The sequence below is a fragment of the Vulcanisaeta sp. JCM 16161 genome, from assembly GCF_001316285.1.
Genome location: NZ_BBDO01000003.1, coordinates 173,086 through 199,220 on the forward strand (window position 1 = coordinate 173,086; position 26,135 = coordinate 199,220).

At 48.8% G+C, this 26,135-nt stretch carries 30 protein-coding genes, 1 tRNA gene and 4 pseudogenes; 16 read left to right on the top strand and 19 right to left on the bottom strand.

The features are described from left to right. Positions 1–8: 8 nt before the first annotated feature. The 10 genes and pseudogenes from JCM16161_RS04965 to ilvB all read right to left on the bottom strand — a co-directional run bounded on the left by JCM16161_RS04965 (position 9) and on the right by ilvB (position 9,120). Positions 9–575 carry a 2-oxoacid:acceptor oxidoreductase family protein gene (locus JCM16161_RS04965; RefSeq protein ID WP_054855171.1) on the bottom strand — a complete coding sequence of 189 codons (567 nt, stop codon included), beginning with the start codon at positions 573–575 and terminating at the stop codon, positions 9–11. Positions 576–717: 142 nt separating this feature from the next. Then, a pseudogene (locus tag JCM16161_RS04970) lies at positions 718–1,709 on the bottom strand (citrate synthase). A gap of 227 nt (positions 1,710–1,936) precedes the next feature. Beyond that, positions 1,937–2,242: a 4Fe-4S dicluster domain-containing protein gene (locus tag JCM16161_RS04980; protein WP_054855174.1), complete on the bottom strand. Its 306-nt coding sequence runs from the start codon at positions 2,240–2,242 to the stop codon at positions 1,937–1,939. Further along, positions 2,242–2,651 (bottom strand): annotated as a pseudogene (locus tag JCM16161_RS15555) (hydrogenase iron-sulfur subunit). Before JCM16161_RS15555 ends, JCM16161_RS04980 begins: the two are co-directional and overlap by 1 nt. Positions 2,652–2,653: 2 nt before the next feature. Then, positions 2,654–3,754, bottom strand: a complete 1,101-nt coding sequence (locus tag JCM16161_RS15560) for a 4Fe-4S binding protein (protein ID WP_243669429.1) — start codon at positions 3,752–3,754, stop codon at positions 2,654–2,656. Then, a complete protein-coding gene (locus tag JCM16161_RS15565; protein WP_243669431.1) occupies positions 3,736–5,070 on the bottom strand; it encodes an FAD-dependent oxidoreductase in 1,335 nt (444 codons plus the stop codon). Before JCM16161_RS15565 ends, JCM16161_RS15560 begins: the two co-directional genes overlap by 19 nt. A gap of 71 nt (positions 5,071–5,141) precedes the next feature. Next, complete coding sequence (locus JCM16161_RS15570; RefSeq protein WP_243669433.1) at positions 5,142–5,918, bottom strand: 4Fe-4S dicluster domain-containing protein; 777 nt, start codon at positions 5,916–5,918, stop codon at positions 5,142–5,144. Between the two features lie 219 nt (positions 5,919–6,137). Beyond that, positions 6,138–7,121 (bottom strand): ketol-acid reductoisomerase, encoded by a 984-nt coding sequence (gene ilvC / locus JCM16161_RS04990; protein ID WP_054855175.1) that lies wholly within the window; start codon positions 7,119–7,121, stop codon positions 6,138–6,140. After that, on the bottom strand, positions 7,114–7,401 hold the full coding sequence (locus JCM16161_RS04995) for a hypothetical protein (protein ID WP_054855176.1): 288 nt from the start codon (positions 7,399–7,401) through the stop codon (positions 7,114–7,116). The genes ilvC and JCM16161_RS04995 overlap by 8 nt, the downstream gene beginning before the upstream one ends. Next, positions 7,385–9,120: pseudogene (ilvB, locus tag JCM16161_RS05000) on the bottom strand (biosynthetic-type acetolactate synthase large subunit). The gene JCM16161_RS04995 and the pseudogene ilvB overlap by 17 nt, the downstream one beginning before the upstream one ends. A 279-nt stretch (positions 9,121–9,399) precedes the next feature. Between ilvB and JCM16161_RS05005 the strand changes: the two are divergent. Further along, a complete protein-coding gene (locus tag JCM16161_RS05005; protein ID WP_054855177.1) occupies positions 9,400–10,533 on the top strand; it encodes a 2-isopropylmalate synthase in 1,134 nt (377 codons plus the stop codon). Between the two features lie 48 nt (positions 10,534–10,581). Here the strand turns inward: JCM16161_RS05005 and JCM16161_RS05010 are convergent, their stop codons facing one another. Beyond that, the gene (locus tag JCM16161_RS05010; RefSeq protein WP_054855178.1) at positions 10,582–10,929 is read right to left on the bottom strand and encodes a cupin domain-containing protein; all 348 of its coding nucleotides are present in this window, start codon (positions 10,927–10,929) and stop codon (positions 10,582–10,584) included. A 98-nt stretch (positions 10,930–11,027) separates the two neighbouring features. Here JCM16161_RS05010 and JCM16161_RS05015 point away from each other — a divergent pair. The 12 genes and pseudogenes from JCM16161_RS05015 to JCM16161_RS05065 all read left to right on the top strand — a co-directional run bounded on the left by JCM16161_RS05015 (position 11,028) and on the right by JCM16161_RS05065 (position 20,718). Further along, positions 11,028–12,033: pseudogene (locus tag JCM16161_RS05015) on the top strand (isocitrate/isopropylmalate dehydrogenase family protein). A 240-nt stretch (positions 12,034–12,273) separates the two neighbouring features. Beyond that, positions 12,274–13,239: a hypothetical protein gene (locus tag JCM16161_RS15575; RefSeq protein WP_243669435.1), complete on the top strand. Its 966-nt coding sequence runs from the start codon at positions 12,274–12,276 to the stop codon at positions 13,237–13,239. A 38-nt stretch (positions 13,240–13,277) separates the two neighbouring features. Then, complete coding sequence (locus JCM16161_RS15580; RefSeq protein ID WP_243669437.1) at positions 13,278–14,174, top strand: hypothetical protein; 897 nt, start codon at positions 13,278–13,280, stop codon at positions 14,172–14,174. Between the two features lie 72 nt (positions 14,175–14,246). Beyond that, the gene (locus tag JCM16161_RS05025) at positions 14,247–14,708 is read left to right on the top strand and encodes a hypothetical protein (protein ID WP_054855179.1); all 462 of its coding nucleotides are present in this window, start codon (positions 14,247–14,249) and stop codon (positions 14,706–14,708) included. Positions 14,709–14,724: 16 nt separating this feature from the next. Next, positions 14,725–15,735 (top strand): glutamate synthase-related protein, encoded by a 1,011-nt coding sequence (locus JCM16161_RS05030; protein WP_243669439.1) that lies wholly within the window; start codon positions 14,725–14,727, stop codon positions 15,733–15,735. 11 nt (positions 15,736–15,746) lie between these two features. Further along, positions 15,747–16,079, top strand: coding sequence for a hypothetical protein (locus JCM16161_RS05035; protein ID WP_054855181.1), 333 nt, complete (start codon positions 15,747–15,749; stop codon positions 16,077–16,079). Beyond that, positions 16,076–16,483: a hypothetical protein gene (locus tag JCM16161_RS05040; RefSeq protein WP_054855182.1), complete on the top strand. Its 408-nt coding sequence runs from the start codon at positions 16,076–16,078 to the stop codon at positions 16,481–16,483. Before JCM16161_RS05035 ends, JCM16161_RS05040 begins: the two co-directional genes overlap by 4 nt. Positions 16,484–16,571: 88 nt before the next feature. Next, entirely contained in the window at positions 16,572–17,495 is a 924-nt protein-coding gene (locus JCM16161_RS05045; RefSeq protein WP_243669441.1) for a prephenate dehydratase, read from the top strand. Positions 17,496–17,667: 172 nt separating this feature from the next. Beyond that, positions 17,668–19,080, top strand: a complete 1,413-nt coding sequence (gene ppcA / locus JCM16161_RS05050; protein ID WP_243669443.1) for a phosphoenolpyruvate carboxylase — start codon at positions 17,668–17,670, stop codon at positions 19,078–19,080. A gap of 153 nt (positions 19,081–19,233) precedes the next feature. Continuing rightward, positions 19,234–19,330: transfer RNA gene (locus JCM16161_RS05055), tRNA-Pro, on the top strand. A gap of 267 nt (positions 19,331–19,597) precedes the next feature. Beyond that, positions 19,598–20,419 (top strand): ATP-binding protein, encoded by an 822-nt coding sequence (locus JCM16161_RS05060; RefSeq protein WP_054855183.1) that lies wholly within the window; start codon positions 19,598–19,600, stop codon positions 20,417–20,419. Positions 20,420–20,424: 5 nt separating this feature from the next. Further along, entirely contained in the window at positions 20,425–20,718 is a 294-nt protein-coding gene (locus JCM16161_RS05065) for a MarR family transcriptional regulator (protein ID WP_243669445.1), read from the top strand. 200 nt (positions 20,719–20,918) lie between these two features. Here the strand turns inward: JCM16161_RS05065 and JCM16161_RS15585 are convergent, their stop codons facing one another. Next, a complete protein-coding gene (locus tag JCM16161_RS15585; RefSeq protein WP_243669447.1) occupies positions 20,919–21,104 on the bottom strand; it encodes a hypothetical protein in 186 nt (61 codons plus the stop codon). 293 nt (positions 21,105–21,397) lie between these two features. On the opposite strand from JCM16161_RS15585, the gene JCM16161_RS05070 reads away from it, so the two are divergent. The 3 genes from JCM16161_RS05070 (at position 21,398) to JCM16161_RS05080 (ending at position 22,931) form a co-directional block, all read left to right on the top strand. After that, positions 21,398–21,862, top strand: a complete 465-nt coding sequence (locus JCM16161_RS05070; protein WP_243669449.1) for a nucleotidyltransferase domain-containing protein — start codon at positions 21,398–21,400, stop codon at positions 21,860–21,862. 186 nt (positions 21,863–22,048) lie between these two features. After that, positions 22,049–22,291, top strand: coding sequence for a hypothetical protein (locus JCM16161_RS05075; RefSeq protein ID WP_243669451.1), 243 nt, complete (start codon positions 22,049–22,051; stop codon positions 22,289–22,291). Between the two features lie 97 nt (positions 22,292–22,388). After that, entirely contained in the window at positions 22,389–22,931 is a 543-nt protein-coding gene (locus tag JCM16161_RS05080; protein WP_243669452.1) for an EVE domain-containing protein, read from the top strand. Positions 22,932–22,962: 31 nt separating this feature from the next. Here the strand turns inward: JCM16161_RS05080 and JCM16161_RS15590 are convergent, their stop codons facing one another. The 7 genes from JCM16161_RS15590 to JCM16161_RS05100 all read right to left on the bottom strand — a co-directional run bounded on the left by JCM16161_RS15590 (position 22,963) and on the right by JCM16161_RS05100 (position 26,051). Continuing rightward, on the bottom strand, positions 22,963–23,124 hold the full coding sequence (locus JCM16161_RS15590; RefSeq protein WP_243669454.1) for a hypothetical protein: 162 nt from the start codon (positions 23,122–23,124) through the stop codon (positions 22,963–22,965). Continuing rightward, complete coding sequence (locus JCM16161_RS05085; RefSeq protein WP_054855186.1) at positions 23,121–23,579, bottom strand: hypothetical protein; 459 nt, start codon at positions 23,577–23,579, stop codon at positions 23,121–23,123. Before JCM16161_RS05085 ends, JCM16161_RS15590 begins: the two co-directional genes overlap by 4 nt. Positions 23,580–23,609: 30 nt before the next feature. Further along, entirely contained in the window at positions 23,610–24,005 is a 396-nt protein-coding gene (locus JCM16161_RS05090) for a phospholipase D-like domain-containing protein (protein WP_054855187.1), read from the bottom strand. Between the two features lie 175 nt (positions 24,006–24,180). Then, the gene (locus JCM16161_RS15595; RefSeq protein ID WP_243669457.1) at positions 24,181–24,357 is read right to left on the bottom strand and encodes a hypothetical protein; all 177 of its coding nucleotides are present in this window, start codon (positions 24,355–24,357) and stop codon (positions 24,181–24,183) included. Positions 24,358–24,505: 148 nt separating this feature from the next. Beyond that, on the bottom strand, positions 24,506–25,210 hold the full coding sequence (locus JCM16161_RS15600) for an MFS transporter (protein ID WP_243669459.1): 705 nt from the start codon (positions 25,208–25,210) through the stop codon (positions 24,506–24,508). 2 nt (positions 25,211–25,212) lie between these two features. Then, the gene (locus JCM16161_RS15605) at positions 25,213–25,461 is read right to left on the bottom strand and encodes a hypothetical protein (RefSeq protein WP_243669461.1); all 249 of its coding nucleotides are present in this window, start codon (positions 25,459–25,461) and stop codon (positions 25,213–25,215) included. Positions 25,462–25,553: 92 nt separating this feature from the next. Next, positions 25,554–26,051 carry a hypothetical protein gene (locus JCM16161_RS05100; protein ID WP_054855188.1) on the bottom strand — a complete coding sequence of 166 codons (498 nt, stop codon included), beginning with the start codon at positions 26,049–26,051 and terminating at the stop codon, positions 25,554–25,556. Positions 26,052–26,135 lie beyond the last annotated feature (84 nt).

The following is a 26,135-nucleotide window of genomic DNA, read 5'->3' on the forward strand; positions in this document are numbered from 1 at the left end:
ACCTGAACTCATTTAATCACCCTCGCCTCGTTATACGCCACCCTAACCAACTCCGCATTTAACTTGCCCAATCTACCACTGAATATCCTCAAAACCGCATCAGCTACGTCATCAACCGTTAAGGCATCAAAGACCTTCAGTAATGCGCCGAGCATTGCCGTATTAACTATAGCCCTGCCCAAGTACTTAGTTGATAAATCATACGCATTTATATGAATTATCCCGCCATTGAACCCCCTTAAGTACGGCTCGACTGTTTCATAACGCCTTGAATTTATGACTATGTAATCCCGCGTTCTCTCGGGTATTTCCGGGTTGACTCTCAGCAGGTCTGGACCGAAGACTACGGATATATTAGGCCTTTCTATGGGTTCTCTAACCTCTATCGGCTCAGTGGATATTGCTAAGTACGACCTAACGGGTGCGCCCCTCCTTTCCGGCCCAAACTCTGGGTATGCCAGTGCGTACAATCCCTTACTCACAGCGGCCAACGCCATTATCTGCGCGGCGGTTACGGCGCCCTGCCCACCTCTACCGAAGAATATTATTTCATATTCATAACCTTCACCTGCCATACCAAGTCTTCATTGAATGTGATTAGTTATAAACAATTTTACAAATTTTTAAGTATTTATAATAATGAAATTAGTCCGTTGTAGAAAATCCTTGATACAATTAATGATGCCGTGATTGCGACATATAAGGAGACTGTTTCGGTCATCCCCTCTCATTAATTGGTAAGTACCTCAGGTCGCGTGGACCCACGTAGTACTCCATGAGCCTTATCAATCTACCCCCCACACTCCAATACTCAAGCACGTGAGCCACCCAGCCAACTATCCTGGCCAATGCGAAGTTAGCTGGGTTATACTCCATTGGAAAGCCTAGCATGTAGTAAATCAGGGATGCGTAGAGATCGGTATTGGCATGTACACCCTTATGTCCCAGATGCCTCTCAACCGCATCCTCAAGCGCCCTAGCCGTCTCAAATAGTTTAAGGTAATCACCGCCCTTACTCACCGCTAACCTCCTGGCCAGGTCCTTTAGATAAACCGTCCTTGGATCCGCGAACCTCTTATACACTCTATGCCCAAACCCTATTATCTTCTCACCCCTCCTTACCTTATCAATTACGTACTCCTCCGCGCGGCTCGGATCACCAACCTCAATTATTGTCTTCAGGGCCTCGAAATTAGCACCACCATGCAACGGGCCCTTTAGACTTGAGAGGGCGGCCACAATCACTGAGTATATGTCGGTTAATGTGGATGCCACAGTAACGGCAGTGAATGAGGAGTTATTCATACCATGCTCCATGTAGGTTATGAACATGGTCTCCAAAGCCCTAAGCTCCTCATCACCGGGTTCCCTGCTGAAAAACATGTAGTAATAATTAGCCACATGGCTTAGGTCCGTCCTCGGCCTCGGTGCTGAGCCATCCGTGGTCAATCTATGGTATGTCGCAACGATGGTCGGCGCCATGGCTATTAGCCTGGTTGCCTTAACCTCTTCATTGGGCCCCCTAGCCGTGGCCTCCCTATCAAGGACGCCAGATAATCGATGCTTAGTCTAAGTACGTCGATTGGCCTAAGGCCACTGGGTAAACCTCTAAGGAATGCCAGCAATTCCTTAGGTAATTCCCTATTCGATGCTAATTCACTAGTGAACTCCCTCAACTCCGCCGTGCTCGGTAGTTTACCCCTAAGTATTAAGTATGCGGTCTCCTCAAACGTGGATTTAAGGGCTAGCTCGCTCAGTTCATAACCCTATAGTATATCTTGGCATTGTCAAGGTCTATTAGGCATATGCTGCTTTCCTTAACATAAACACCCTCCAATCCCCACTTAATCTCGGGCTTGAGGGTCATGAAGTTCCATATAGAGGTATAGTCTTTATTGATAAAATTTGTTTATTTTTAATAATGATAAACACGGCATTACCTGTCTCTTCGTTGCTCAATTATTATCTTTGATCTAACGAACCTAATTACATTGGGTATTCTAATCTCGTTTGGGCAGTTTTCCTGGCATAGGCCACAACCCATGCATAGCCACACAACCTTACGCACCCAGTCATTTATTATTCCCAGGTTCGCCAACTTCATTACTAACCTCGTGTTTAACCCGAACTCGGACATCGGGCAAACCGTGGTGCATGTACCACATTGGTAACATAATGATGCCGTGGGCTCGAACTTAAGCAATTCCTCCTTAAGTGTGGGGTTAGCCACGGCCATGTCCATCACCTCAATTGCTTAATTTTCTGCTTCGTCATTTCGATCTCCTCCTTAGTCACGGTCTCGACAATCCTCCTCGCCTCATTGGCGGCTTCTATGAAGTCCTTAACGTCTGGTGCGCCGAATAGTCTTAGTTGGAATCTTTCTTCTCTCACGCCTATGTTTTTTAGTCTCTTTTTCCAGTTTTCGAACCTTCTCACGGTGTTGTAGTTGGCCGTTATGTAGTGGCAGTCACCAAGCTACAGCCAGTCACGAAGACACCGGCAGCACCAAGCTCGAAAGCACGCTTAACATGTCTCCAGTTAAGCCTTGAGCTGCATGGCAACCTAATAATCCTGATGTGTGGTGGGTACTGAAGCTTCAGTATCCCCGTGTTATCAGCTGCATAGTATGAGCAGTATGCGCACGTGAACATTATCACCTTCTTCTCAGGCTCCTCAGCAAGGCAGCCTCAACCTGAGCCAAAATAGCATCATCACTCAATAGGTCCATGTCCAATGCGCCGTATGGGCACTCACCGACACATGCACCACAGCCCTGGCATGCGGCTGGGTCTATCTTCACGGGCTTACCAGGCTCGCCCTTAATCGCGCCGTAGGGACAGGCCTTAACGCATAATAAACAACCAACGCACTTGCTTGGGTCTATCCTCGGTACCGAGACCTCCTTAATTATGTAATCCCTAGACAACAGCGTCAACGCCCTGGCAGCAGCTGCATAACCCTCCAGGACAGCCTCGCCAAAGCCCCTATGAGCCCTAACCGCGCCCGCTATGAATATTCCAGGTGTCATTGTGTCCACGGGGCCGAGCTTCGGGTGGGCCTCCATCAGGAAGCCCTCCTGATCCCTAGAAAGCCTCAAAACCCTAGAAACCTCGTCCGAGTTAGGCCTCATGGGTGTATTGAATACCACGGTATCGACATGGACCGATACATCACCACCAAGCTCCACGTCCCTAATCACGGCAATGTCATGATTAAGCGATACGTAATTCATCACATCACCTTCCCTCGGGACTCTAAGTATTGTTATACCAGCCCTCCTAACCTCCCTATATAGGTCCTCGTATTGGGTCCCAACCGTCATGACGTCTTTAACAACGACATACACGTTCTTGCCAGCCCTCCTCAATGCCAGCGCTGTGTTAAACATTATGGCTTGGCAATAGGGCTTGCCGCACATGTCAATGAACAATACGTCATTGCCAGTACTCAAGCCCTTACTGACTAGGTCATGTATCGTCATGACATTGAGTCCATCACTACCATTGTAATTAGCGGTGTTGACGGGGCTAGCCCCTGTGGCAACTATTATTGCGCCCACGTCGAGCTCAACGCCGTTGCTCAGGACAACGTGGAAATTACCCGTGAAGCCCGTCACGTCCTTAACCGTAGTTCCATAGTAGACCTTAACCCTGGGATTCTCGAGAACCTTTAGCAATTTATTGATCATATCCTTAATTCTGGCGCCCTCCGGCAGGTACTTAACTACGAAATCGTTTAAGTAGGGCCACCGCATTTACTTCCTAACTCAACCACTATGGTTTCAACGCCTGCATTAGCGAGCGCATTAACGGCAGCGAGCCCCGCTGGACCACAACCAATAACCAACGCCCTCTTGATTATACCGAGCCTCTCAGGTCTGAAGGGTTTCATAAGTGGTGCCTTGGCTACTGCCATTCTTATCATGTCCTTTGCCTTTTCTGTGGCTATCTTCCTGTCGTTGTGGACCCAGGTGTCCAGGTTCCTAATGTTCGTCATCTCCACAAGGTAAGGATTAAGACCAGCCCTCCTCGCAGCATCCTGGAAAAACCTAAGGTGGGTCGCCGGTGAACATGCCGCCACAACGACTCTGTTAAGGTTGTTTTTCTTTATCGACTCAGCGACGCGATCCAGCCCGGCCTTTGAGCAGGCGAAGGGTATGTCCTCGGCGTGAACCACGCCGGGTAATTCCCTTGAAAACTTAACTAACTCATTCACATCGGCGACGCCGGCTATGTTACTGCCACAGTGACAGACGAAGACGCCAATCCTCGGCTTCTCCACCTCTATGGTTTCATTAAACTCCTCAGTCTTTATCACTGATTTACCCATGAAGCCCACGGCCTGGGCTGCCGCCGCCAAGCCCATGAGTACCGATTCCGTGATGTCGGTGGGCCCGGAGGCGCTTCCAGCCACGAATATGCCGGGAACGTTGGTCTCGACCGGGTTTGCCGGGTTCGCCTTGATGAAGCCATATCTATCGAGTTCGAGACCCAATGCATTGGCTAACCTCTGCAGGTCCTTGGAGGGCTTCATGGTAGGCGCCAGGACGATCATGTCATAATCCTCGACCCTGACCTCCCCACTCCGCGTATTCTCGTACCTAATCCTTATTGAACCATTAACGGGGCCTATCATCATTGGCCTACCATGGACTATCCTAACGCCCTTTTCAATGGCCCTCTGGTATAGGTTCTCGAAGCCCTTGCCGTATGTCCTAACGTCATTCATGTATAATATGGTGACGTCATCAATGCCGTGGTTCTTAGCGTAAATGGCCTGCTTAAGTAGGTACTCGCAACAGACCTTTGAGCAGTATGGATTAGCCTTACTCGTTCTGGAGCCTATGCAGGATATGAATAGGACCTTCCTTGGGTGTTCATGGTTACTTAGCTTAATCACCTCGCCTAATGATGGTCCAGTGGCGTTGACGAGCCTCTCAAACTCCATTGCGGTGAGTATGTCCGGGTGCTTGCCGTAGCCGTACTTAGTCAGTACCTCACCGCCCTCTAGCTCGTAGCCCGTGGCCACTATGACCGCCGCCACCTCCCTCTCGATTATCCTGGGCATCATCGTGAATAGTATGGTCCTGGGTTCACAGACGCTAACACACCTATTGCAGGCTATGTTCTCAGGGGGCTTGTTTAGGCATAGGTCTGGTCTATGGCGTAGATGCCGGGCTCGGCCTGAGGGAATGGTAGGTATATCGCCTTCCTAAGGCCAATCCCGGCATTGTACTCGCTCGGGGTTGTCATGGGGCATACGTTCTCGCACAACCCGCATTTCGTACATTCATCCGTAACATACCTAGGCTTAACGAGTATCCTAGCCTTATAACGCCCTGGCTCGCCCCTCAATTCCAGTAGCTCCGCCATTGTTAGCACCTCAATGTTCTTATTATTCGAGGTATCACTCATTAGCGGCCCCTCTATGCATATGCTGCAGTCTAGTGTTGGGAATGTCTTGTCGAGCATTGCCATCTTACCGCCGATGGTCGCCGATTTCTCGATTAATGTCACCTTATAACCCATGTTAGCCAAAGCCAAAGCAGCCTCAATACCAGCAATACCACCGCCAATTATGAGGACTCGGTTGTTTACAAGGCCCTCCTGTACGGCCTTGGTACCGCCGATCTTCATTAAGTAATCCCTCACCGTTATCTCCTCCTCACGCTCGACGTATATCGCATTCGTTGGGCAGACCCTCTCGCATATGCCGCATGCTACGCAGTCAAGTTCCTTACCAGGCTTAATCCTGACGTAATGATAACCCCTCGGGTTAACCTCCTCCTTAGTCAGCTCCAGGACATTCATTGGGCACCTCTTAACGCATAACTCATCGCCTATGCACATCTCCGGCGTAATCTTGAGCTTACCCAATGGTCTCCTTACTTTATCAATATCTAACGCCCTATAACTCACGGTTTAATGGACTGTTTCATAGATTAAAATTTTGCCTAAGTTAAAAATAAAAGATTAATAAGTCAATAGACTAACCTCTAAATTATTAAAAATTATTCATAATACATAATCATGATTTATAATTAATAAATTAATAACACCTCGGTTGCTCGCCATGAATTAGGTAAAAACGAGGGAACGTATTTAAGACAGGTAAATTGCCAAAATTATAACGAAGGCCTACTTACTCCTCATTAATTGCCTCAGGAATTCACCAACCTTCTCAACCTGGCTGTTGCTTACTTGCTCAAGTAACTCCCTGAGTCTTGGCGCGCCGCGTTGATACTCGGCGACCCACTCCTTAGCGAACTCACCACTCCTAACCCTCTCGGCGGCCTCCCTCATCCTTCTCTTAACATCCTCATTAATTACGTATGGCCCAACCGTTAAGCCGCCATACCTAGCCGTCTCGCTGACGCCAAGGAGCATCCCGGTGAGTCCCCTCTCCCATATTAAGTCCATTATTAGCTTAGCCTCGTTGATGGCCTCGAAGTAAGCCACCTCCGGTTGGTAACCAAGTTCCACCATAACCTCAAAACCATACCTCAACAACTGCAGCAGCCCGCCAACTAATACGTTCTGCTCACCTATTAGGTCGGTCTCCGTCTCCTCAGCGAAGGTTGTCTCTATAACACCAACCCTCGTGAACCCATTGGCCTTTGCAATCGCCAACGCAGTCTTTAGGGCATTCCCGGTGAAGTCCTGGTGAACAGCAACCAGCGCCGGAACGCCCCAACCCCTGACGAATTCATCCCTAACAGCCTTACCGGGCGCCTTGGGCGCTATTAAGACGACATCGACATCACTCGGCGGCTTTATTAGCCCGAACCTAATGTTGAAGCCGTGGGCAAAGACCACGGTCATGCCGCGCCTAATGTTTGGCGCAATTTCCGATTCCCAAACACTTGGCTGTACCATGTCGGGCAGCAGAACCGCTATTACATCCGCCCTCCTAACCGCATCACCCACTGGGTAAACCTCAAACCCCTCCTGCCTAGCCAGGTCAAAGCTCTTGCCCGGCCTAACACCAACGATGACCCTAACACCACTATCCCTCATGTTCAACGCCCACGCCCTACCCTGAATGCCATAGCCCAACACCGCAATTACCTTATCCCTTATCACCGATAGGTCTGCATCCCCATCTTTGTATATCCTAGCCATTACTAACCACCACCTTATTCATGTGTACTTCTTCGGGCATATATTTAACATTTACCACATCGTAGAGCTTATCAAGTTTATTACAGACCCACCTAACCTCATCCTCCTCACCCCTAGCCCTGATGGAAACCTTAATCACTGAGTCACTCATGTCCACCACCACGCGCTTAATCGTTATCTTGCCCCTCCTGATTACGTTCATAGCCCTAACCACGGCATCGAATGGGTTAACCTCATTACTCATCATGACCTCTATCGAGAAATCACCCTCCATAGCCATCACCTGGGTACCTGAGGTCGACCTTAAAGCTCCGGGAGTATGACCTCCTCAAGCCATTTACCTGACGGTACGAAGGGCAGGACGAAATCCCTCTCCCTATCAATGGTTATGTCGACGATCAACGCCTCATTATTCCTAACGGCCCTCGCACGGCACTCCTCAACTCCTCGTAATTACTCGGCCTAACACCCTCTATTCCATATGCCTCGGCTATCTTCATGAAGTCCGGGTTGACGTTAAAGTCCACGGCGATTATCCTCCTATTATACAGCATTACCTGCCAATGCCTGACGAGCATGAGCGTTGAGTTATCGAATATGGTCACTATCACGGGTAGGTTATACTCACGAATAAGGGCCAGGTTCTGCATTGTCATTTGGAATGAGCCATCGCCATCAATATCGAGCACGGGCACGTCGGGCCTGGCTATCTTTGCACCCAGGGCCGCGGGTAACCCAAACCCCATGGTGCCAAGGCCTGCGCTGGTTATGAAGGTTCCAGGTACGTAAACATCCCAGTGAAGCTCACACCACATTTGGTGGCTACCAACACCAGTAGTGGTTATTGAGTGTGGTGGCATCACCTCCCTAAGGACCTTTAAGACTCTCCACGGCGCGAACCCATCAATGTTAACCCTCCTCCTGTACTCCTCATAACTCTCCTTAATACCCCTTAACCACTTAATGAATGCTTCATGCCTTCTCTCGAGGGCCTTGGGCATGAGCTTAATCATGGTCGAGAGGACGGCCTTGGCGTCGCCGACAATACCGACCTCGGGCTTAACGTTCTTACCAATCTCGCTTCTGTCGATGTCCACGTGTATTATCTTCCTACCCCTCCTAAACTCGTTGAAGTTGCCCACGGTTCTATCGCTGAACCTTGTGCCGACTGCCAATATTACGTCGGCATTTATTATGGCTGCATCGGCCTCAAGCCTACCATGCATTCCCGAGGGACCCATAACCAATGGGTGATTACTAGGTACGCAGTTCTTACCTGGCAGCGTGGTGACTATGGGCATGCCTATTAATTCGGCGAGGGTCAGGACCTCGTTGGTCGCGCCACTCCAACAAACACCACCGCCGACCAGCATCACGGGTCTCTCTGCGTTTAGGAGTAGTTTGAGTGCGTAGGCGATTAATGAGGGGTCTGGCTCGGGGATTGCCTTCCTGGCTATTCTTATTACCCTGCCTTAACGATTGTCGGGTTTACATCCATTAACTGCACATCCCTCGGTAAATCAATAACTACGGGGCCTGGCCTACCATCTGTTGATATTTCATAGGCAGCCTTGTACACGGGGACCAGGTCCTCAGGCCTCTTGACCATGAATGTGTGCTTGGTGACGGGCATCGTAGCGCCGACGATGTCCGTCTCCTGAAAGGCATCCCTTCCGAAGAATGCAGTTGGTACTTGACCCGTTATTGCTATTAGTGGTGATGAGTCCATCATCGCGTTGGTGAGCCCGGTTAGTAAGTTTGTGGCGCCTGGGCCTGATGTGACGACCACGGTCATGGGCCTCCTCATGACCCTACCATAGGCATCCGCGGCATGTATGGCGCCCTGCTCATGCCTAAACATATAAACCTTAATATTAGAATTATATAGTGCATCGAAGAACGGCATTATCTGGCCACCAATAATGCCAAAGACCTCCCTAACGCCCATACCCTCCATCTCCTTAACCAGTAAATCAACGGCTCTAGGCATTATGACCACCCAACGCGCTCATTTCATGCCTACTCATGGTGGCTCCTAACCGTGAGTTTGACGAGTCGTTTCCATCATACGTAAAGAATAAAGCACCTCATCATACATAAGTCAATTTATAGAATATTTAAGCTTTTCCGCCATATAACTAATATAATGTGATTTATTGGATGTTTATGGTTATTCTATATCCTAGGGAAATGCTTAAATAAAGTATTTTTATTAATGGGTACGGTGGGTTAGATTGCTCAGGGAGACGTAGTTAGGGTCTCGCCTGGGAGTAAATACGTGAGGTTATTAGATACGACGCTTAGGGATGGTGAACAAACACCCGGCGTTGCTCTTAAACCTGAGGATAAGTTGGCTATTGCGTTAAAACTTGAGGAGTTGGGCGTTGATTCCATAGAGGCTGGCTTCCCAATAGTTAGTGATGGTGAGTTCAGGGCCGTTAAGTCAATAGCGAGGGAGGTAAGTAACTCCGAGGTCATTGCATTGGCGAGAACCAGGAGGGAGGATATTGATCGTGTAATTGATGCTGATGTACCGGCGGTTCACATATTCATAGCAACATCAGACCTACACATGAGGTATAAGCTTAGGATGGGTAGGGAGGAGGTCGTGGAGGCCGCGGTGAACGCGGTCACCTACGCCAAGTCCCATGGACTAACAGTGGAATTCAGCGCGGAGGATGCGACGAGGAGCGACCCCAAGTTCCTGGCCAGGGTATTTCAGGAGGTTGTTAATGCAGGTGCTGATAGGCTTGACATTGCGGACACGGTTGGCGTAATGTGGCCTAGTAAGATGGCGTCGCTTGTGAGGTTTGTTAGGGAGAACGTCAGGGGTAATTACCTACTTAGTGTGCATTGTCATGATGACTTCGGAATGGCCGTGGCAAATAGCGTGGCAGCTATTGAGGCTGGCGCTGACCAGGCCCACGGCACGATAAATGGGGTTGGGGAGAGGGCGGGTAATGCGGCGCTTGAGGAGATTGCGGCTGCCGTGAGGTTCCTACTCAATTATGATGTTGGCATTAAGTTCGAGAAAATTAAGGAGGTCTCTGACCTGGTCTCGAAGCTCTTCGGTATACCTGTGCCGCCTAATAAGGCTATCGTCGGGGCCAACGCCTTCTCCCATGAGTCGGGTATTCACGTACATGGGGTGCTCTCGAACCCACTGACCTATGAGCCGATAGACCCAGGGGCTGTGGGCATGAGTAGGAGGATAGTCGTTGGGAAGCATAGCGGTAGGCATTCAATAATGTATGTGTTAAGGTCCATGGGCATTGAACCACGTGATGACATAGTCAATACCGTGCTGAGGAGAATTAAGGAGTTAGGTGACATGGGTATTAGGGCGTCTGAGGAGGATATTAGGCACATAGTAATGGAGGTGCTTAACCAAGGTAGTGATAGGCCGTATTAAGAAAGCCCCTATGCATGTTTGATTTAACGCGTTTAAAATAGGCACTAATCACTCCCTTAAGTACTTATCCTCACCCCTTAACCAATCATCCCTAATTGGTGAGTAGACATCAATCACGAGCGAGTCCTCAAGCGCCTCAACACTGTGCACGGTATTTGGTGGTATGTGAACCACATCACCGGGTTCGGCTATGTACGTGTCATTATTCACGACAAACCTCAGCCTTCCCTTAACCACTATGGAGACCTGCTCATGTGCGTGAGAATGCGGCTTAACAACGGAACCCCTCAACAACTTAAATTGGGCTACCGTAACCCTAGAGCCATGCATATGCCTCCTATAAATCAACTCACCAAGCCTCTCCCAATTAGTCTCCTCATACTTAAGCAGTGCCATGCCTAACCCATACCTTAGAAGTATTTAAGTACTTAAACCTAAACAGTATTTTCTATAATTAGCAATGCATAAAAAAATAGGCTATGTAGTAAGGCCCAATGAGGGTGGCGGTGATTGAGGGTGACGGTATTGGGCCTGAGGTAACGAGGTCCGCGTTAGAGGTCCTTAAGACTGCCGCGTCTAAGTATGGCTTAAGTATCGACATAGTGAATGTTGAGGCTGGCGATAACGCACTTCGTAAGTACGGTGAGGCATTACCAAGCAAGTATTGGTCAGTAATAGAGAGTTCCGACGCAATCCTGAAGGGGCCCGTTGGCGAGAGCGCCGGTGAGGTGGTTGTTAGGTTGAGGAGGGGGTTGGACCTATACGCCAATATCAGGCCTGCCAGGAACTACCCGGGGGTTAAGGCTGTGAGGGACGGCGTTGATTTGGTCATTGTGCGTGAGAATACGGAGGACGTCTACGTGAGGGCTGAGTACATGTTCAGTAACGACACTGCAGTGGCCCTTAGGGTAATAACCAGGAGAGCCAGTGAGCGCATTGCCAGGGTCGCCCTAAACATGGCCAGGACCAGGCGTAGGAGGGTAACCATTGTTCATAAGGCCAACGTACTAACAGTGTCCGATGGCTATTTAGGAATGTCGTTAAGGAGATTGCCAGGGAGTACCCCGAGGTTGCGGTTGACGAGATGTACGTGGATGCGGCGGTTATGGACCTGGTCAGGAGGCCCCAGGACTTTGACGTAATAGTCACGACAAACCTCTACGGCGACATACTCAGTGACTTGGCGGCCTACGTGACCGGTAGCATTGGCTTGCGCCATCGGCCAACATAGGCGATAATAAGGCGTTATTCGAGCCAATACACGGCGCGGCCTTCGACATAGCCGGTAAGGGAATTGCAAACCCGACCGCGATGATTTTGAGCACAGCATGGATGCTCAGATGGTACGGTGAGAGGACGGGAAGTAATAACTACGTGATGGCCGGGAATGCCATTGAAAATGCTGTGATAAGCGCCCTAAGTCAGGGCGTACATACGCCAGACCTGGGTGGTAACTACACGACGGAATCCTTCACTTCCATGGTCCTTAAATTTATTTAGTATTTATTACGCAAATTCTTCGAAATAATTACATGTTATTGCTTCGTCATTGTATAAATATTTAATATATAAAACATTCGATAATTTAAAAATAGCTTATTTACATATTTCCTAGGATATATAAAACTTAAATACTCTTTACATAAGCTTATTTATTGCATATATATGGTGCTACCCATTAAATATCCAGCGGATTGCGGTATCTTCGGCGTAATTAGGCGTGGTAATAACTCGGATAAGGTGGGTGGTGACCTTGTTGTTAAAGCCTTAGAAACAATTAAGTTCAGGGGCGCCGGACTGGGTTCAGGCTTCGCCTTATTTAATCATGAGTCCATGGGCTTTAAAATGGGCATCTTCGTTAAGGAGGAGTTCATGAAGAATGCGGTGGATATTGTGGAGTCGTTAATGAGGGATTACGGCTTTGGACCCATTGATGTGAGGGTTAGGAATAAGCTTGGCCCCATGGCTGACCTCGAGGCTCGGGTCCTGGGCAATAATAGGTCTAATGGAAAGATTGCTGACGCCATTAATGCTATTAATGACCTACTGTGGGAGGGTAGGGTTGGCAGGGTGTATTACTGGGGCGAGCATGTTAACGTGTTTAAGGGCGTTGGTTACCCAAGCGATATTGCCTCAGTGTATAGTGTTGATAGGTATAGCGCGGACCTATGGATTGCACACACGAGGTTCCCAACGAATTCGCCCGGCTACCTACCCTATTGGTCGCACCCATTCTCGGTAAATGACATAGCGGTTGTGCATAATGGTGAGTTGAGTAGTTATGGAAATCACATAAACGCTCTCTACTATAATTACGGTTTAGGCTCATTCGTAGGCACTGACAGCGAGGTCGTGGCCTATTTAATGAATTACTTACTACATGTACAGGGGCTTGGCATAGAGGATGCCGTTAGGGTGTTGATTGGGGAGTCGCCTAAGCATGTTCATGGCCATGGCGCATTATCACTAATTAGGCGGTTCAGGTGGGCAATGCTTGACGGGCCCTTTGCCATACTCATGGGTATTTACCACAATGATGATTTATACCTCATAGCCCTGGCTGATAGGTTTAAGCTTAGGCCCATCGTTATTGGTATGGATGATAATTACTACTACGTGGCCAGTGAGGAGGCCGCCATTAGGGCCGTATCACCTAATGCCAGGGTCTGGACCTTGAGCCAGGTGGCTACTTCATTACCTCATTAAAGCGTGGCGTCATTTCGTGGGGTAGGGCTAGGGAGGAGGTGGATGTCTTCTTCCCGGCTAGGTCCTTCCCAACGTATGTGGGTAAGGACGCTATTGATGCCGAGGGCCTTAGTTATAAGGAACTGAATGAGGAAATACTAAGGAGGGCATTGGGCGGAGCCAGGGTCATTAGGGTGGTAAATGTCAGGGGCCATAGATTCATTGGCGTGAATCTGCCGAGGCATGGCATAAGGGACATCAAGGTCGAGATATACGGCACACCAGGTAATTCCCTCGCAAACCTAAACAACGGCGTTGAATTTGTGGTCTATGGGAATGCACAGGATGATGTTGCGGATACAATGCATGACGGCAGGGTCATAGTACATGGTGATGCGAGGGATGTGCTTGGCCAGGCATTGCAGGGTGGTGAGGTCTTTATTAGGGGTAATGCGGGCAATAGGGTTGGCATTCAAATGCGTGAGTACCGTGATAGGAGGCCCTACTTAATAATTGGTGGTAGGGTTGATGATTACCTGGGCGAGTACATGGCGGGTGGCGTCGTGATGGTCCTCGGCATCGACTCAATAAATAGATGCAGTATACCACTGGTTGGTAAGCACGTCGGTAGCGGCATGGTTGGCGGTAGGATATACATTAGGGGCAAAGTACCTGAGCAAAGGATTGGCTTAACAATTCCTTACCCTGAACTTAAGGAATTCCTTGACGCCATTAAGGATGAGGGCCTAGGGCAGGATGAAGCAAATAGGTTACTGGGTGTGATAACGCATTCAGAGCACGTTAGGAGAAATAGGGTTGAATATAGGGATTTAAATGAGGATGAGGTTAGGGAGTTGGAACCCATAATACGTAGGTTTGCCCGAGAATTTAATGTAAGTGAGTCCATAATTGATTATTTACTAAGTTCTAGGTATACCGTAGTGACTGCCGAGTAGTTATTAATGACTGTAATATATATTATCTAAAGTATAATAATGCTTATAAATAGGTAACCGGCTATAATCCGAGTGAATTATATAATCAATATAAGGCCCAGGCAGGTGATTAGGGATTTCATTAGGTTAACGAATATGGGACCTACGGATGATTTCTGGTACAGTGAAGTCATTAATGAGATTAGGGGGATGGCGATGCATGGTAGGCCCATTAGGATTTTTAGGAGGGGTGTGAGGAGGTATAGGATTCTTGATAATATTGATTTTGGAATTAATGAAATTAGGTTGGCAGGGCATGAAAGGGGTATTGCAAGCCTTACCTCGTTCATTGGCGGTATTGAGGTTTCCGCACCCATATACCTGGCCGACATGTCCTTTGGTTCCCTAGCCGGTGTGCCCAATGTTGTTGAGGCTGAGTTGGCAGATGAGTTAATGCTCATAAGTGGTACTGGGAGGGTGGATTGCACCCTGAGGTTGCCAGGCATAGGAGGATATTTGTTCAGTGGGCGTCGGCTAGGTTCGGCGTTGACATAAACACCTAATGGCTGGCATGGGGATTGTGATTAAGATTGGGCAGGGCGCGAAGCCGGGAATTGGTGGTCATCTTCCTGGATCGAAGGTGACGCCAGTGATATCCCAGGTTAGGAGGATACCGATTGGAATTGATGCGCTATCGCCGGCGCCACACCACGACATATACTCCATCGAGGACTTAAAACAGAGGATTGACGCCCTTAAGGAGGCTACTGGTAAGCCCGTATTCGTTAAGGTCGCGGCTACTAACTACATACCGTATATAGCGGCTGGCATTGCTAGGATGGGGGCTGACGGGATAATAATTGATGGCCATGGGGCGGGCACGGGGGCTACCCCATTGGTTGTTAGGGATAACATAGGCATCCCCATTGAGTTGGCCATAGCCTCAGTGGATAGGATGCTTAGGGAGGAGGGACTTAGGGACAGGGTCACATTGATTGCGGCTGGCAGGGTGTCCACGGCTGATGATGCGGCGAAGCTCATGGCCCTTGGGGCTGACGCGGTCTCCATGGGCACGGCACTGTTAATATCCATGGGCTGCGCCATGGCTAGGACATGCCATAGGGGCAACTGCCCGGCAGGCATAACGAGTAAGATAACTGATGGGTCGGTGATTGTGGATTACGACTTCGCCCTTAGATCATCGAGGAACTTCCTCACGGCATTCATGGAGGAATTAAGGTTAATACTTGATTACCTGGGTATTGATGATGTGAGAAAACTCGTTGGTAGGAGGGACCTGCTACGGGGTCGCTGTATCGATGGCATTACAGCAAAGGTGCTGGGCATTAGGGAGGTGAATTGCGAGTCTAGTGATGAAGCATTAATAAACCCAGGCAGTACCTGGACGCCCGACTACTCAATATACGCAACGCAACTGGTTAGGACTGGTGATGTGGTGATAGTGAGCATGGGTAGTAGAGGACCGCCAGAAGTCGAGCCTCCCAAGAGGTTGATTGATTGGTTGAGGCTCGATGGTGCCCAGGTCACGAAGCCGGCCATAGACCCGTATAGGAGGACATAGACGTATCGACAGTGCTGGGCAGAGGTAGGCTGTGGCTCTCAATGCCCGTGATCATTAAGCCGCCGAGTACGTGGAGTGGCGAGCTCATAAAGGCCGTGAAGTTCGTTGCAAGGGCTAACTCGGTCATGGCGGACCTTGAGGGCATGGACATAGTTGATGATAGGCACTTGATGAGGGTCATGTGGGATAGGTATGTGGATGGGCTGGGCGCGCTCGTGATACCGTACCCGCAGCAGGTCATGAAGGACGTCAACGCCCTGACCTACCTGAGGGTGGTTAGTGCCGGTGATATTGCCAATGCCGTAAATACGTTGGTGAGGGAGATTGATAGGGTTCATGGGTGATAATCGATATCAATGATGACTACCCGGAGGTGTCCTTGGTGAGACTTGACGTGGAGCTTAGGAGGAGGGGCGTCAGGGAGGACGTGGACTTAATAATCCACATGCCCAGTGTTAGGAGTAGTGGTGATATTGTTAAGCTGGTTGCTCTTGGGGCTGACGCGGTGATTATAAGCGGTTTCGTGGAGAGGGCGCTTCATGGCTATAAGGATATTGAGGACTTTAGGCTTAGGTTCATGAGGTTCCTAACGGGCATTAGGAGGGAGATAGCCCAGCTCCTTGGTGCGGCCGGTATATACTCACTGCAGTCCATTGTTGGTAATAGGGAGCTGCTAAGGGCGTTGAGTGGTAGGGTTAGGGATATGCTCATGGTTAAGCTGGCTGGCGAGGACGCGCTCTATAGGTAATTACTGAATTAAATATAGTAAGTAATTGACGTTATGGTAATATTTATAAACCATGAATTGGTAATAACCACGTGGGCAATCAGGAATTTTGGAATTGATAACAACGATAGCCAGGGCTGAGGAGGAACTCAATAAATTGAGGCATCTGCTCATTAAGTATGGTAATGATGTGAGCATTACGGAAGTAATGCAGTCAATACATGAACCACTCCTCCTCAGGCTTATTGGCGAGGTATTAATGGGTAATGATAAGGTGGCCTACCTGGGCCCAGAGGGTAGTTATTCCCACGAGGCTGCGGTTTACTTATTTGGTAGTGCCGTGACCTTCGTACCACTTAGGTCGATAGGCGACGTGGTTAAGGGTGTTTACCAGGGCGATTATGGCTTTGGTGTCATACCCATTGAGAATAACCAGGCTGGGGTTGTGGGTGAGTCCATGGAGTCCCTGATTAGGTGGAATGTGTATGTGAACTATGCAATTGATTATAGGGTATCGCTATGTCTCGTGGTTAATGATGGGGCTGAGATAAGCGATGTCAGGGAGGTTTATTCACACCCGCATGCCATTAATGAGGCGTTAAACTTCATATCAAGGTTAAACGCCTCAATAAACTATACACAATCAACTTCAGAGGCTTTGAGATTGATTAAGGGGTATAGGCATAGGGCGGCGGTGGCGTCTAGGATTGGTGCGGAGCTTTATGGGCTTAAACCACTGGTTTGCGGTATTGAGGATAACCCAAACTACACGAGGTTCCTAGTAATATCTAGGCATATGAATAGGTCCGGGGATAGGACCCTCGCCATATTCTCCGTACCCAACAAACCAGGCTCCCTATTCAACGCGTTAAAGCCCTTCGCGGAGCTTGGCATTAACCTATCAATGATATACTCAAGACCAAATAGAAGTAGTCCCTGGGCTACGACTTCCTACTCGAGACCGAGTGCCAATTATCCGATGAGGACTGCTCAAGGGCATTTAATGAGTTGGGCAGGGTCGCCGTTTACGTGAAATTACTGGGTAGCTACCCCGTGTCCCGCATTCACTAGCTGACTAATTCTATATATTTAATCGACGAATTTATATAAAATAAGTATAACTTATTAACCACACACTCCACTAATTACTTGGCTATGGACCACGTACCAATGAGCATGTGTACACAACACCCTGATAATGCCAGGTGCCTAACTGGGTCAGGGATAGTGTTATCCAGGGTGATGATGAGGTACATGAGGCTTACCTAGCCTATAGCCTATACGGTTGTCATGAAGTGATGTGGGATTTCGAGGGCAAGGACGTGGATATTTACGTAGTTAGAAAACTACTCAGTAGATACCCGGAATACTTCAGGAATAACGTCCTAGGTAGGGATGTATACCTAACACTCAGGTTGCCGAACCCATGGGTTGAAACGGCGGAGAAGAAATTATTCTCACAGGCCCTCGAATTAGTACCAACGGCTTACGACGTTGCCAGGGAGTTTTATGGCGATGACAACATCAACGGCGTGTTCCAGGTTATTTTGCCGTTAACGTCGAGGGCGGAGGAATTGATATTTACGTATAAGTACTACGAAAGGGTCGTTGCCGGTAAGGCATTCATTGAGTTAGTTCCGGGGGTTAGGGTCATGGATGTCCTCGGTAGTGTTAGGCCGAACACGATAGACGTGATACCGCTCATTGAGGACCTAAACTCAATGATGAGCATTGATAAGATAATTATTGGTTACTGGAAGGTCGTCAAGCCAAGTTACTTGAGGATCTTCATAGCCAGGTCTGACCCCGCCATGAATTACGGCTTAATACCCGCGGTACTCATGGCAAAGGTGGCGCTTAGTAAGGCTCTGGACTTGGGTAGGGAGCTTGGGCTTGAGGTTTACCCTATAATTGGTGTTGGGCCCACGCCATTTAGGGGCCACCTAACGCCATACAACGTGGATAGCGTCATTAGGGAGTACCCATGCGTGTACACATTCACCGTGCAGTCAGCATTTAGGTATGACTACCCAGAGGGTGAGGTGGTTAATGCCATTTCAGAGCTGAATCATAGGGCGCCAAGTAGTGACTGCACTGTCCCTGACCATGGAGTGCTCATTAACATAATTAATAAGTATGTAATTAATTATCAAAGGGAGGTTGAGGGTTTGGCGAACGTTATAAATAGGGTTTCGAACTACGTACCCAGGAGGAGGGCTAGGAAGTTGCACATTGGCTTGTTTGGTTATAGCAGGGGCTTTAGGGGTGTGGTCCTTCCCAGGGCTATAACGTTCGTCGCATCGCTCTATTCCCTGGGAATACCGCCTGAGGTGCTGGGCGTTTCCACGCTTGAGGAGTTGAGTGAGGAGGAGTATAGTGCGTTAAGCGAGGTCTATGTAAACCTAAGGCATGACTTAACCCGCGCGGCTAAGTACGTATGTCATGAGTGCCTTGACCTACTCACGAAGTACGGCCATGCCTTCGAAATCAATGGTGAGACTATTAATGAGGTTAAGAGGGATATCAAGGCCCTCGAGGATATGGCATTAAGACTGGGCCGAATGATTATGAAGGCAGGAAGCATGAATTGTTGGCGCAATTACTCATTAACTCACTGATTGAGGGTAGGGAGGAGGACACGACTAAGTACATGGTTGAAATGGCATTAATCAGGCACGCAATAGGTTAGGAGGTAGTTTACGGGAAATCAAACCATCACAAAGGTGAGGAATAAGGAAAACTTAAATTCCCTCAAAGCCACTCACTAAACCGGGGCCGTAGTCTAGCCTGGCTAGGATGCTCGGCTCGGGATCTAAGAGAAGACGCGAGCCCGAGTGATCCCGGGTTCAAATCCCGGCGGCCCCACCACGTTTGTTATCATAATCTCGCACATTGCACCTACTGATTTGGTCTCATCATGATATCCCTATGGGCGCATACCTGCGCATTGCTGCCCCACCTCTTCATGGGGATTAGGGTTTAATCAGCTTAAGTTTTAACCGATACTTCACGCTCAATTGCGCTTCCCTTAGTAGTGCCTTATTACTTTGATTATTACACATGCTTAGGCATGCCAACCTATGTCGATGAAGGTAAAGGATATTTACCCGGTACCGGGAATTTCCCGGTACCGGTATGAAATTCATATTTGGTAGGGAGATTACGGACCCGGCGGACTTCTATGATAGGGAGGAGGAATTGAATACATTAATAAACTCCTTTAGGAATTTACAGCCAGTAGCCGTAATTGGTTATAGGAGGCTTGGTAAGTCCTCACTCCTCAACGTGGCCCTTAGGCTTGTGGGTGATGATTTCATAGCAGTAAAGGTGTCCCTTGAGGGCATTAGGACTATTAGGCAGTTTCTTGACTTATACGCCGGTAGTGTCCTGGCGGAGGTTGTCAGGAGGTCACTTAGGCTCAGGGTTAGGCCTATCTTGGCGAACGTTAGGGACTACCTCCATGAACTGCTTGGGGCTGTTAGGGAGGTTGGTATTAGGGTTGGTAGTCTCGAGTTGTATGCCAGGCTTTACTCCGACGCCTTAGATGGCAGGGTTAACGCCATTGAGGCCCTTAGGGAGTTTTTGGACATGCCGCAGAGACTCGCTGAGGATTTGGGTAGGAGGATCATCGTAGTGCTGGATGAGTTTCAACAGGTTCGTTTCCTAAAACAGCCCTACCCGGAGATTCTTAGGGTAATGAGGAGTAGGTGGCAGGTGCACGACATGGTTGAGTATGCCATAGCGGGTTCCGAGGTTGGTATAATCAGGGAGTTGCTGGGTAGGGGTGACGAGCCATTCTACGCCTTCTTCAGGGTTATGGAGCTCAAGCCATTCAGTAAGGAGGTTGGTGTGGCATTCCTTAGGGATGGGCTTAGGGAGTACGGGAGGTCATGCCCAGAGGAGGTGCTGGAGAGAGCCTATGAGTTAACGGTGGATTCCCAGCATGGCTCAGCCTAGTGGGCATGAGCATTGTTGAGCGTGGTTGTGATGCCTGGAACATACTCGGTGATCCAACGGTTAGGGTTGTGGTTGAGTCCGAGCTCAGGGGCCTAACCCAGGCTCAGCTCACCATGCTGAGGGCGTTGGCGAAGGGCGTCAGGGTGACGAAGTCCGGCGTTAACAAGCCGAGTAGGGTACTCAACGAATTAATAAGTAAGGGGTTGGTCGAGAGGAGGGGTAGGGGTGAGTACGTGATAGTAGACCCAATGCTGAGGAATTACCTACTCAGCAATAATGCCTCCTTGCTCATCCCGTAATCCTCGCCGAAGAACCTCAGGTAATATAGTGACCATTAACACTAATAATGCCACCCATTCTGAGTGATGGTACATACCCGGCGACCTCGCACCAGCCAGCAGGCCCTGGGTTAATTCCCGTAGTGGTTGGTTTAGGGTCCTGGGACCTTAACAATGCATATTGTTAACTCCTCAGTTATGTACTTACCCTCCACGTAGAATTACACGGCCATTGGCGTGGCATTGGTCCTGCTCCTGGAAATGCCGTGTTTGAGACCATGCCGTTGGTCTCGGCATGGCAATGCATGTGATGGTGAAGGAAGGCATCGAGTCTCTGGGAATGAGTATGAAGTTTTATTGTGGTACGGAAAGCCGTTATTAATGTCACTTGGTAGGTTGTACGGCATGAGGAAGTGCCCATGTGGAGGTAATTAACCGTAAGATAAAGAGCGGTTGTAATAACCACATCATTCTGGGTTCATAACTATCAATTCCCCATATTTCGCAGGACCTTTAAAATTCTGACGCCCTTAAAAGTAGGTCGGGCAAGATTGAATGTAACCTCACGCCCATTGCACCAACGTATTACGTAAAGAACGCTTACCTATTTCCATCTAAGCATGGACTTGCGGCCTACGCCATGGTTCCTCGGGTAAGCGGATATAAAGGTGGCTGGATATAACTAATCAGTGGGGCGTGTATGGACCTTAATGAGTTAATTAACCTACTGAGTATGGCGTGCAGGGATTTAGAGAGTGAGTTCGGTGATGAATTCCTCGGACTCATGCTATTCGGTAGTTGGGCTAGGGGTGAGGCGCATGAGGACAGCGATGTTGATGTGGCGGTACTATTTAACACGTTGAGGGGGCTGGAGGTTAGGGTCAGGGCTTACGAGGTGCTCAGGCGATTCATCAGGCGCGACATAACGCTGATAGACATGAGGAGGAGCGAGCTTGATGGTAGTCTGACGGCGTTGGCGATAAACATGGCGTGGGATGGGGTAATAATCTGTGATAAGTACGGTGACCTAAGGCGATTTAAGAACTCCGTAATTAAATTCATAGAGAACGAGGGCTTGATCAGGTACAGAACTAAGGATGGGAAGTATGGGTGGATGAGGTCTGATGGAAGGCCGATGATTAAGTCGGTGAGGGTTAATGTATGACCCAATTGACGAGGTCAATTACAGGTATAGGCTCGCCATTAACTACCTCAGGGAGGCCAACGAGGCATTTAGTCGGGTGATTGGCGGGGCACCGTTGCCGCCGCCCAGTTATCCTCTGAAAACGCGGCTAAGGCCATCATAGCTGTTTATAGGATACCGAGTTGGAGTCACGATCCGTCGGGGGAGTTGGAGGAGGTAATGGTTAACCTACCGAGGGATTTAACGGGGTTAGTAAGTGAATTGGTGGTGATAGTGAGGAGGTTGGCACCTGAGCATGGTAGGAGCACGTATGGCGAGCCTGAACGTGGGTTAACCCCTTGGGAAATATACGGCCGAGGTGATGCCGAAACTGCCCTGGGCATGGCTAGGAGGGCCGTTGATATTATGAGAACCGTGTTAAAGTCCCTAGGCCTAGAAATTTCTGATTAAAGATTGATCCATGAAATAACTTAATGATAAGGCATTAACGCTTAATCATCACTAATTGGCATATTATTTATATTTAATCTTACGGTAGAAATCATTAATGGGCAACGCCAACATGCACTGGATCTTTACAACTAGTCCACAAAACCTTGCCATTTGCCTGAAGTATTGCGTGTTCGGCGTTGATAATGAGAAGTACGGAATTACGACGAGGAAGCTCGTGAAACCCGGCGATTTCGTAATATTCTATGTCAGATCGTTGAGGACAAGTATAGTCAACACGCCCAGTAAGTGCCAGAGGGTGTTCCTAGGGCCTTATAGAGTTAGAAGTAGTGGTATATTGAGCCCCAATCACCCAGCCGTTAATGAGTGGAATTCGAAGAATAAATTTAATGTAGTGATGGAGATTGGGAAGGGAAGTGACGTAATTGGCGCCGTTGACGTTAATGAGTTACTAAATGACCTATTATTCATCACGAATAAGGCTAGGACTGGTCGTGGTGGTTGGCAGGACCACATGCAATTCTCAATAATATCAATTAGGGAGGAGGATTACGGTACCATAATTAATCACTTAAACCCGAGACATCCCTGTATAAAACAGTTAAGGGAGTTAATGGGAAACACAACACCATGCCTGTGACCTCCTTAAGTAATCAATAGTTATGGCTGCCCTACTGATTACAGGCCAGCCTTCTCAACGCACTACCATCTCTTCTGCGAATACCAACCAACCTACAGTCAGTGATTGGTAGTACCAAGGCCAGCGGCAGTAACCTATATGGTATCTTCCACCTGACATAGTCATCCCTATAACGCTCATCACCAAGTCTCATAAGTTCATCACGGGCAAGTTCCCCAGCCTGCCTGGGCATTCCCGCGACGCCTCCCTAACCATAGCCTCATAAATCTTAACACCACTACCCAGCTCCTCAACACTTACACGGCTAGTCCTCAGCAGGTTTATGAATGTCCTAACCCAACATAGCGGGTGTCCTGCGATGATGACCGAGCCAGACCCCCTAATTAACCGCCTAGCCAATTCCCTAACCTCTAAGTTCAATTCCTCAGCAACAGCATAAACAACGCAATTCTCCGGCAAGTCTCCACAATCACGGAATCCCCTGTTGATGGCCTCGGCAACGGCTACAGCGCACCGCTTAGGGTTAAACGTGATAAGGCACTCCTCATTAACACCCAGGATACCTAGTAATGCCCTGTTTACCTCGTTCACAAACCCAGCGGCGCTGCGATTCGTGCTCCTAACCTCAACCTCCTCAATATCCTCCACGTAATCCTCAGTAAGCGGCTTAGCATTAAGTCACAATTCCTCAAAATACCTCATTAATTGACCATAAAGTCCTCCATCTCTTATTAAAATATTCAATTCAACATTACCATAAAGACCACCAACCGTTAAATTGGCGCTACCAACAACGGCAACACCACTACCAAGTAGGTAAAGTTTAGTGTGCAGGTTTGGATATACTCTAATCACGTCACGCCACCTCTCATAGATAGCCCTCGGTATCGGACCCAAGTCACCGACTACAACCCTAACATCGCTAATACTCCCCAGGTAATTAAGTACGTACGATAACCCATCATAATCAATAAACCCAGTCGCTGCATTAAACAATGTTAAATCACTGAGGCCCCTAGCTCTATCTAAGCACTCATCGAGCCTGTGACAAATATGAATGAGTACGCCCTTCATTAATTGTAATTATAGGTTACCCTACTTAAGTATGACGAGGAATCTCCAAGGTGGTTAGGTCGTGTGATGGTCAATTAGGGTTCTTGGCCTAGAGAAATTGAAATCACCATTAGTTAATTATTACTAAAATGGGCACGAGACCTACGATGACTTTAAGACAACCCTCATGCCTGGTTTACGAGACTTCATCGAGCTTCCTTAACTCAATGCCCGTGTTATCACGGGTTATTACGGCGCCTATTATCGCTACTATGAATCCAACAATGAGCATTACCGAGTAGCCAATCACTAGGCCTAGCCTAAGCCAGAATGGGGCTGTGAGTAGGGCTGCCGTTGCGCCTATCGAGGCCATGTTCCATAGGAAGCCAATCGCGGAGCCCCTGAATCGCGTTGGGAATAACTCGGCTAGGTAGCAAGCATGACGCCGCCTGTGCCGATGACGCTGGTTAGGATGCCCGCCGAGATGATGAGGGTCGGGAAGGAACTCCTTAGAACCGCCGTTAGTGGGTAGCGAGTATAATACCTATTAATGAGTAGTATAGGAATGCGTACTTCCTCCTAGCCGCATTACTCAACACACCGCCGATTATCGTTATCACACCACCAATGAGTGATGCGTAAGTCAGTCCCCAGAACACCGTGGATAGGGGTATTCTCAGGAAGGTTCCTAGGTAGGTTGGTAGGAAGCCGAGGGTTGCGTAGGCAACCCAGAAGATTCCGGCGAGTAGGAGTAGGGCTATCAATGCGTCGCGGTAGCCCCTACTGAAGAACTCAATTACTGGCGCCCTGGATATCCTGCCGGCGCTCTTCAACTCCCTGTAAATGCTCGGCTCATCAACCGTAAGCCTGAGTAAAACACCCACTACGGCAACCGCGAGACCGACGAGGAAGGCATACCTCCAGCCATAGGCCACGAAGGCCTTAGTCCCAAAGTAATCCCTCAGCGAGGCGAAGGTGAATGCCGCCAATGCATAGCCCCAGTAATAACCACTCTCGATTACACCACTGACCAAGCCCCTATACCTAGGTGATGAACTCTCAATAGCCACCAGGTGCGAGCCACTAACCTCACCGCCAACGAACACGCCGACCAGGAGCCTAAGCAACACGAAGAGTGCGGTGGCCATTAATCCAATTTGTTGGTAGGTCGGTAATGCGCCGGTCAGTGCCGAGGATATGCCAAGGCCGATTAACGTGGTCATCATCGTCAACCTCCTACCGATCCTATCAGCACGTGGCCGAATATTATGCCGCCCAGGGGCCTGGCGAGCAGGGTCAGTGAGTAGGAGGCGAAGACGAAGAGGAGCCTGGCTATTAGGTTTGTTGGTGGGAAGAAGTACATGCCGAGGACCGAGGCTATGAATAGGACCAGGGTTAGGTCGAAGACGTCAACCATCCAACCAAGCATGCCTCCAACCACGGCCCTAACATTTATGGAACCACCAGTACTGGCCATACATGATCAACGCTGGGTAATTTAAAACTAAAATAAAAAAAAGTATTATCCTTAAGTAAAAGTGGGTTAGGGCGAATATTACGCCAATAGTGTTATTTCGTTGCCTCAGTCGAGAATCCGTAATTAATGACCCTATCACTACCCTCCTTCTTAACGGTGAACTCAACATTCACACTCTCTATCCTACCCATCTTAGAGGCTAATTCATTCAATAATTCGCTAAGGTCCTCAAAAACGTTAGTGGCGAATTTGCCCGGTATCTCTATCCTGACCCTGAAGCTTACATCCTCCACCTCGCCAGTCATTATGCTCCTGTACTCGTCATATGAATAGCTCTTCGCTAGCTGTGGCGGTATTAATAGGTTGAACACCCTAATGAGTAAATCAGCCCTCCTTGAGGCGAGTAGGTTTATCATTAGTGAGGCGAGGGGTTCTGCTATGTCCTCGATGTTCACCAACCTTACATTCCTCCTTCTGGCCTCCTCCACGGCCTCGGGCAGGAAGACCCTGGCGGCTACGAAGGATTGCCCCAGATTTGAGGCCTTAATAATATCGTCGGCGGTGGCCACGGCCATAATCCTACCCTTCAACTCGGCACCGCCTCCATCCTCAGTATGAAGACCCCATCCTCACCAAGCTCAAGCAACACTAAACAAGCCCTAACCAATGCCTAT

Coding starts and splice junctions, on each gene's coding strand:
- JCM16161_RS04965 (WP_054855171.1), bottom strand. CDS start 575: ATGGCAGGTGAAGGTTATGAATATGAAATAATATTCTTCGGTAGAGGT.
- JCM16161_RS04980 (WP_054855174.1), bottom strand. CDS start 2,242: ATGGACATGGCCGTGGCTAACCCCACACTTAAGGAGGAATTGCTTAAG.
- JCM16161_RS15560 (WP_243669429.1), bottom strand. CDS start 3,754: ATGCGGTGGCCCTACTTAAACGATTTCGTAGTTAAGTACCTGCCGGAG.
- JCM16161_RS15565 (WP_243669431.1), bottom strand. CDS start 5,070: ATGATGCCCAGGATAATCGAGAGGGAGGTGGCGGCGGTCATAGTGGCC.
- ilvC (WP_054855175.1), bottom strand. CDS start 7,121: ATGGCTAGGATATACAAAGATGGGGATGCAGACCTATCGGTGATAAGG.
- JCM16161_RS04995 (WP_054855176.1), bottom strand. CDS start 7,401: ATGGCTATGGAGGGTGATTTCTCGATAGAGGTCATGATGAGTAATGAG.
- JCM16161_RS05010 (WP_054855178.1), bottom strand. CDS start 10,929: ATGGCACTGCTTAAGTATGAGGAGACTAATTGGGAGAGGCTTGGTGAG.
- JCM16161_RS05030 (WP_243669439.1), top strand. CDS start 14,725: ATGGGGATTGTGATTAAGATTGGGCAGGGCGCGAAGCCGGGAATTGGT.
- JCM16161_RS05060 (WP_054855183.1), top strand. CDS start 19,598: ATGAAATTCATATTTGGTAGGGAGATTACGGACCCGGCGGACTTCTAT.
- JCM16161_RS05065 (WP_243669445.1), top strand. CDS start 20,425: ATGAGCATTGTTGAGCGTGGTTGTGATGCCTGGAACATACTCGGTGAT.
- JCM16161_RS15585 (WP_243669447.1), bottom strand. CDS start 21,104: ATGCCGTACAACCTACCAAGTGACATTAATAACGGCTTTCCGTACCAC.
- JCM16161_RS05070 (WP_243669449.1), top strand. CDS start 21,398: ATGGACCTTAATGAGTTAATTAACCTACTGAGTATGGCGTGCAGGGAT.
- JCM16161_RS05080 (WP_243669452.1), top strand. CDS start 22,389: ATGGGCAACGCCAACATGCACTGGATCTTTACAACTAGTCCACAAAAC.
- JCM16161_RS15590 (WP_243669454.1), bottom strand. CDS start 23,124: ATGAGACTTGGTGATGAGCGTTATAGGGATGACTATGTCAGGTGGAAG.
- JCM16161_RS05090 (WP_054855187.1), bottom strand. CDS start 24,005: ATGAAGGGCGTACTCATTCATATTTGTCACAGGCTCGATGAGTGCTTA.
- JCM16161_RS15595 (WP_243669457.1), bottom strand. CDS start 24,357: ATGGCCTCGATAGGCGCAACGGCAGCCCTACTCACAGCCCCATTCTGG.
- JCM16161_RS15600 (WP_243669459.1), bottom strand. CDS start 25,210: ATGATGACCACGTTAATCGGCCTTGGCATATCCTCGGCACTGACCGGC.
- JCM16161_RS15605 (WP_243669461.1), bottom strand. CDS start 25,461: ATGGCCAGTACTGGTGGTTCCATAAATGTTAGGGCCGTGGTTGGAGGC.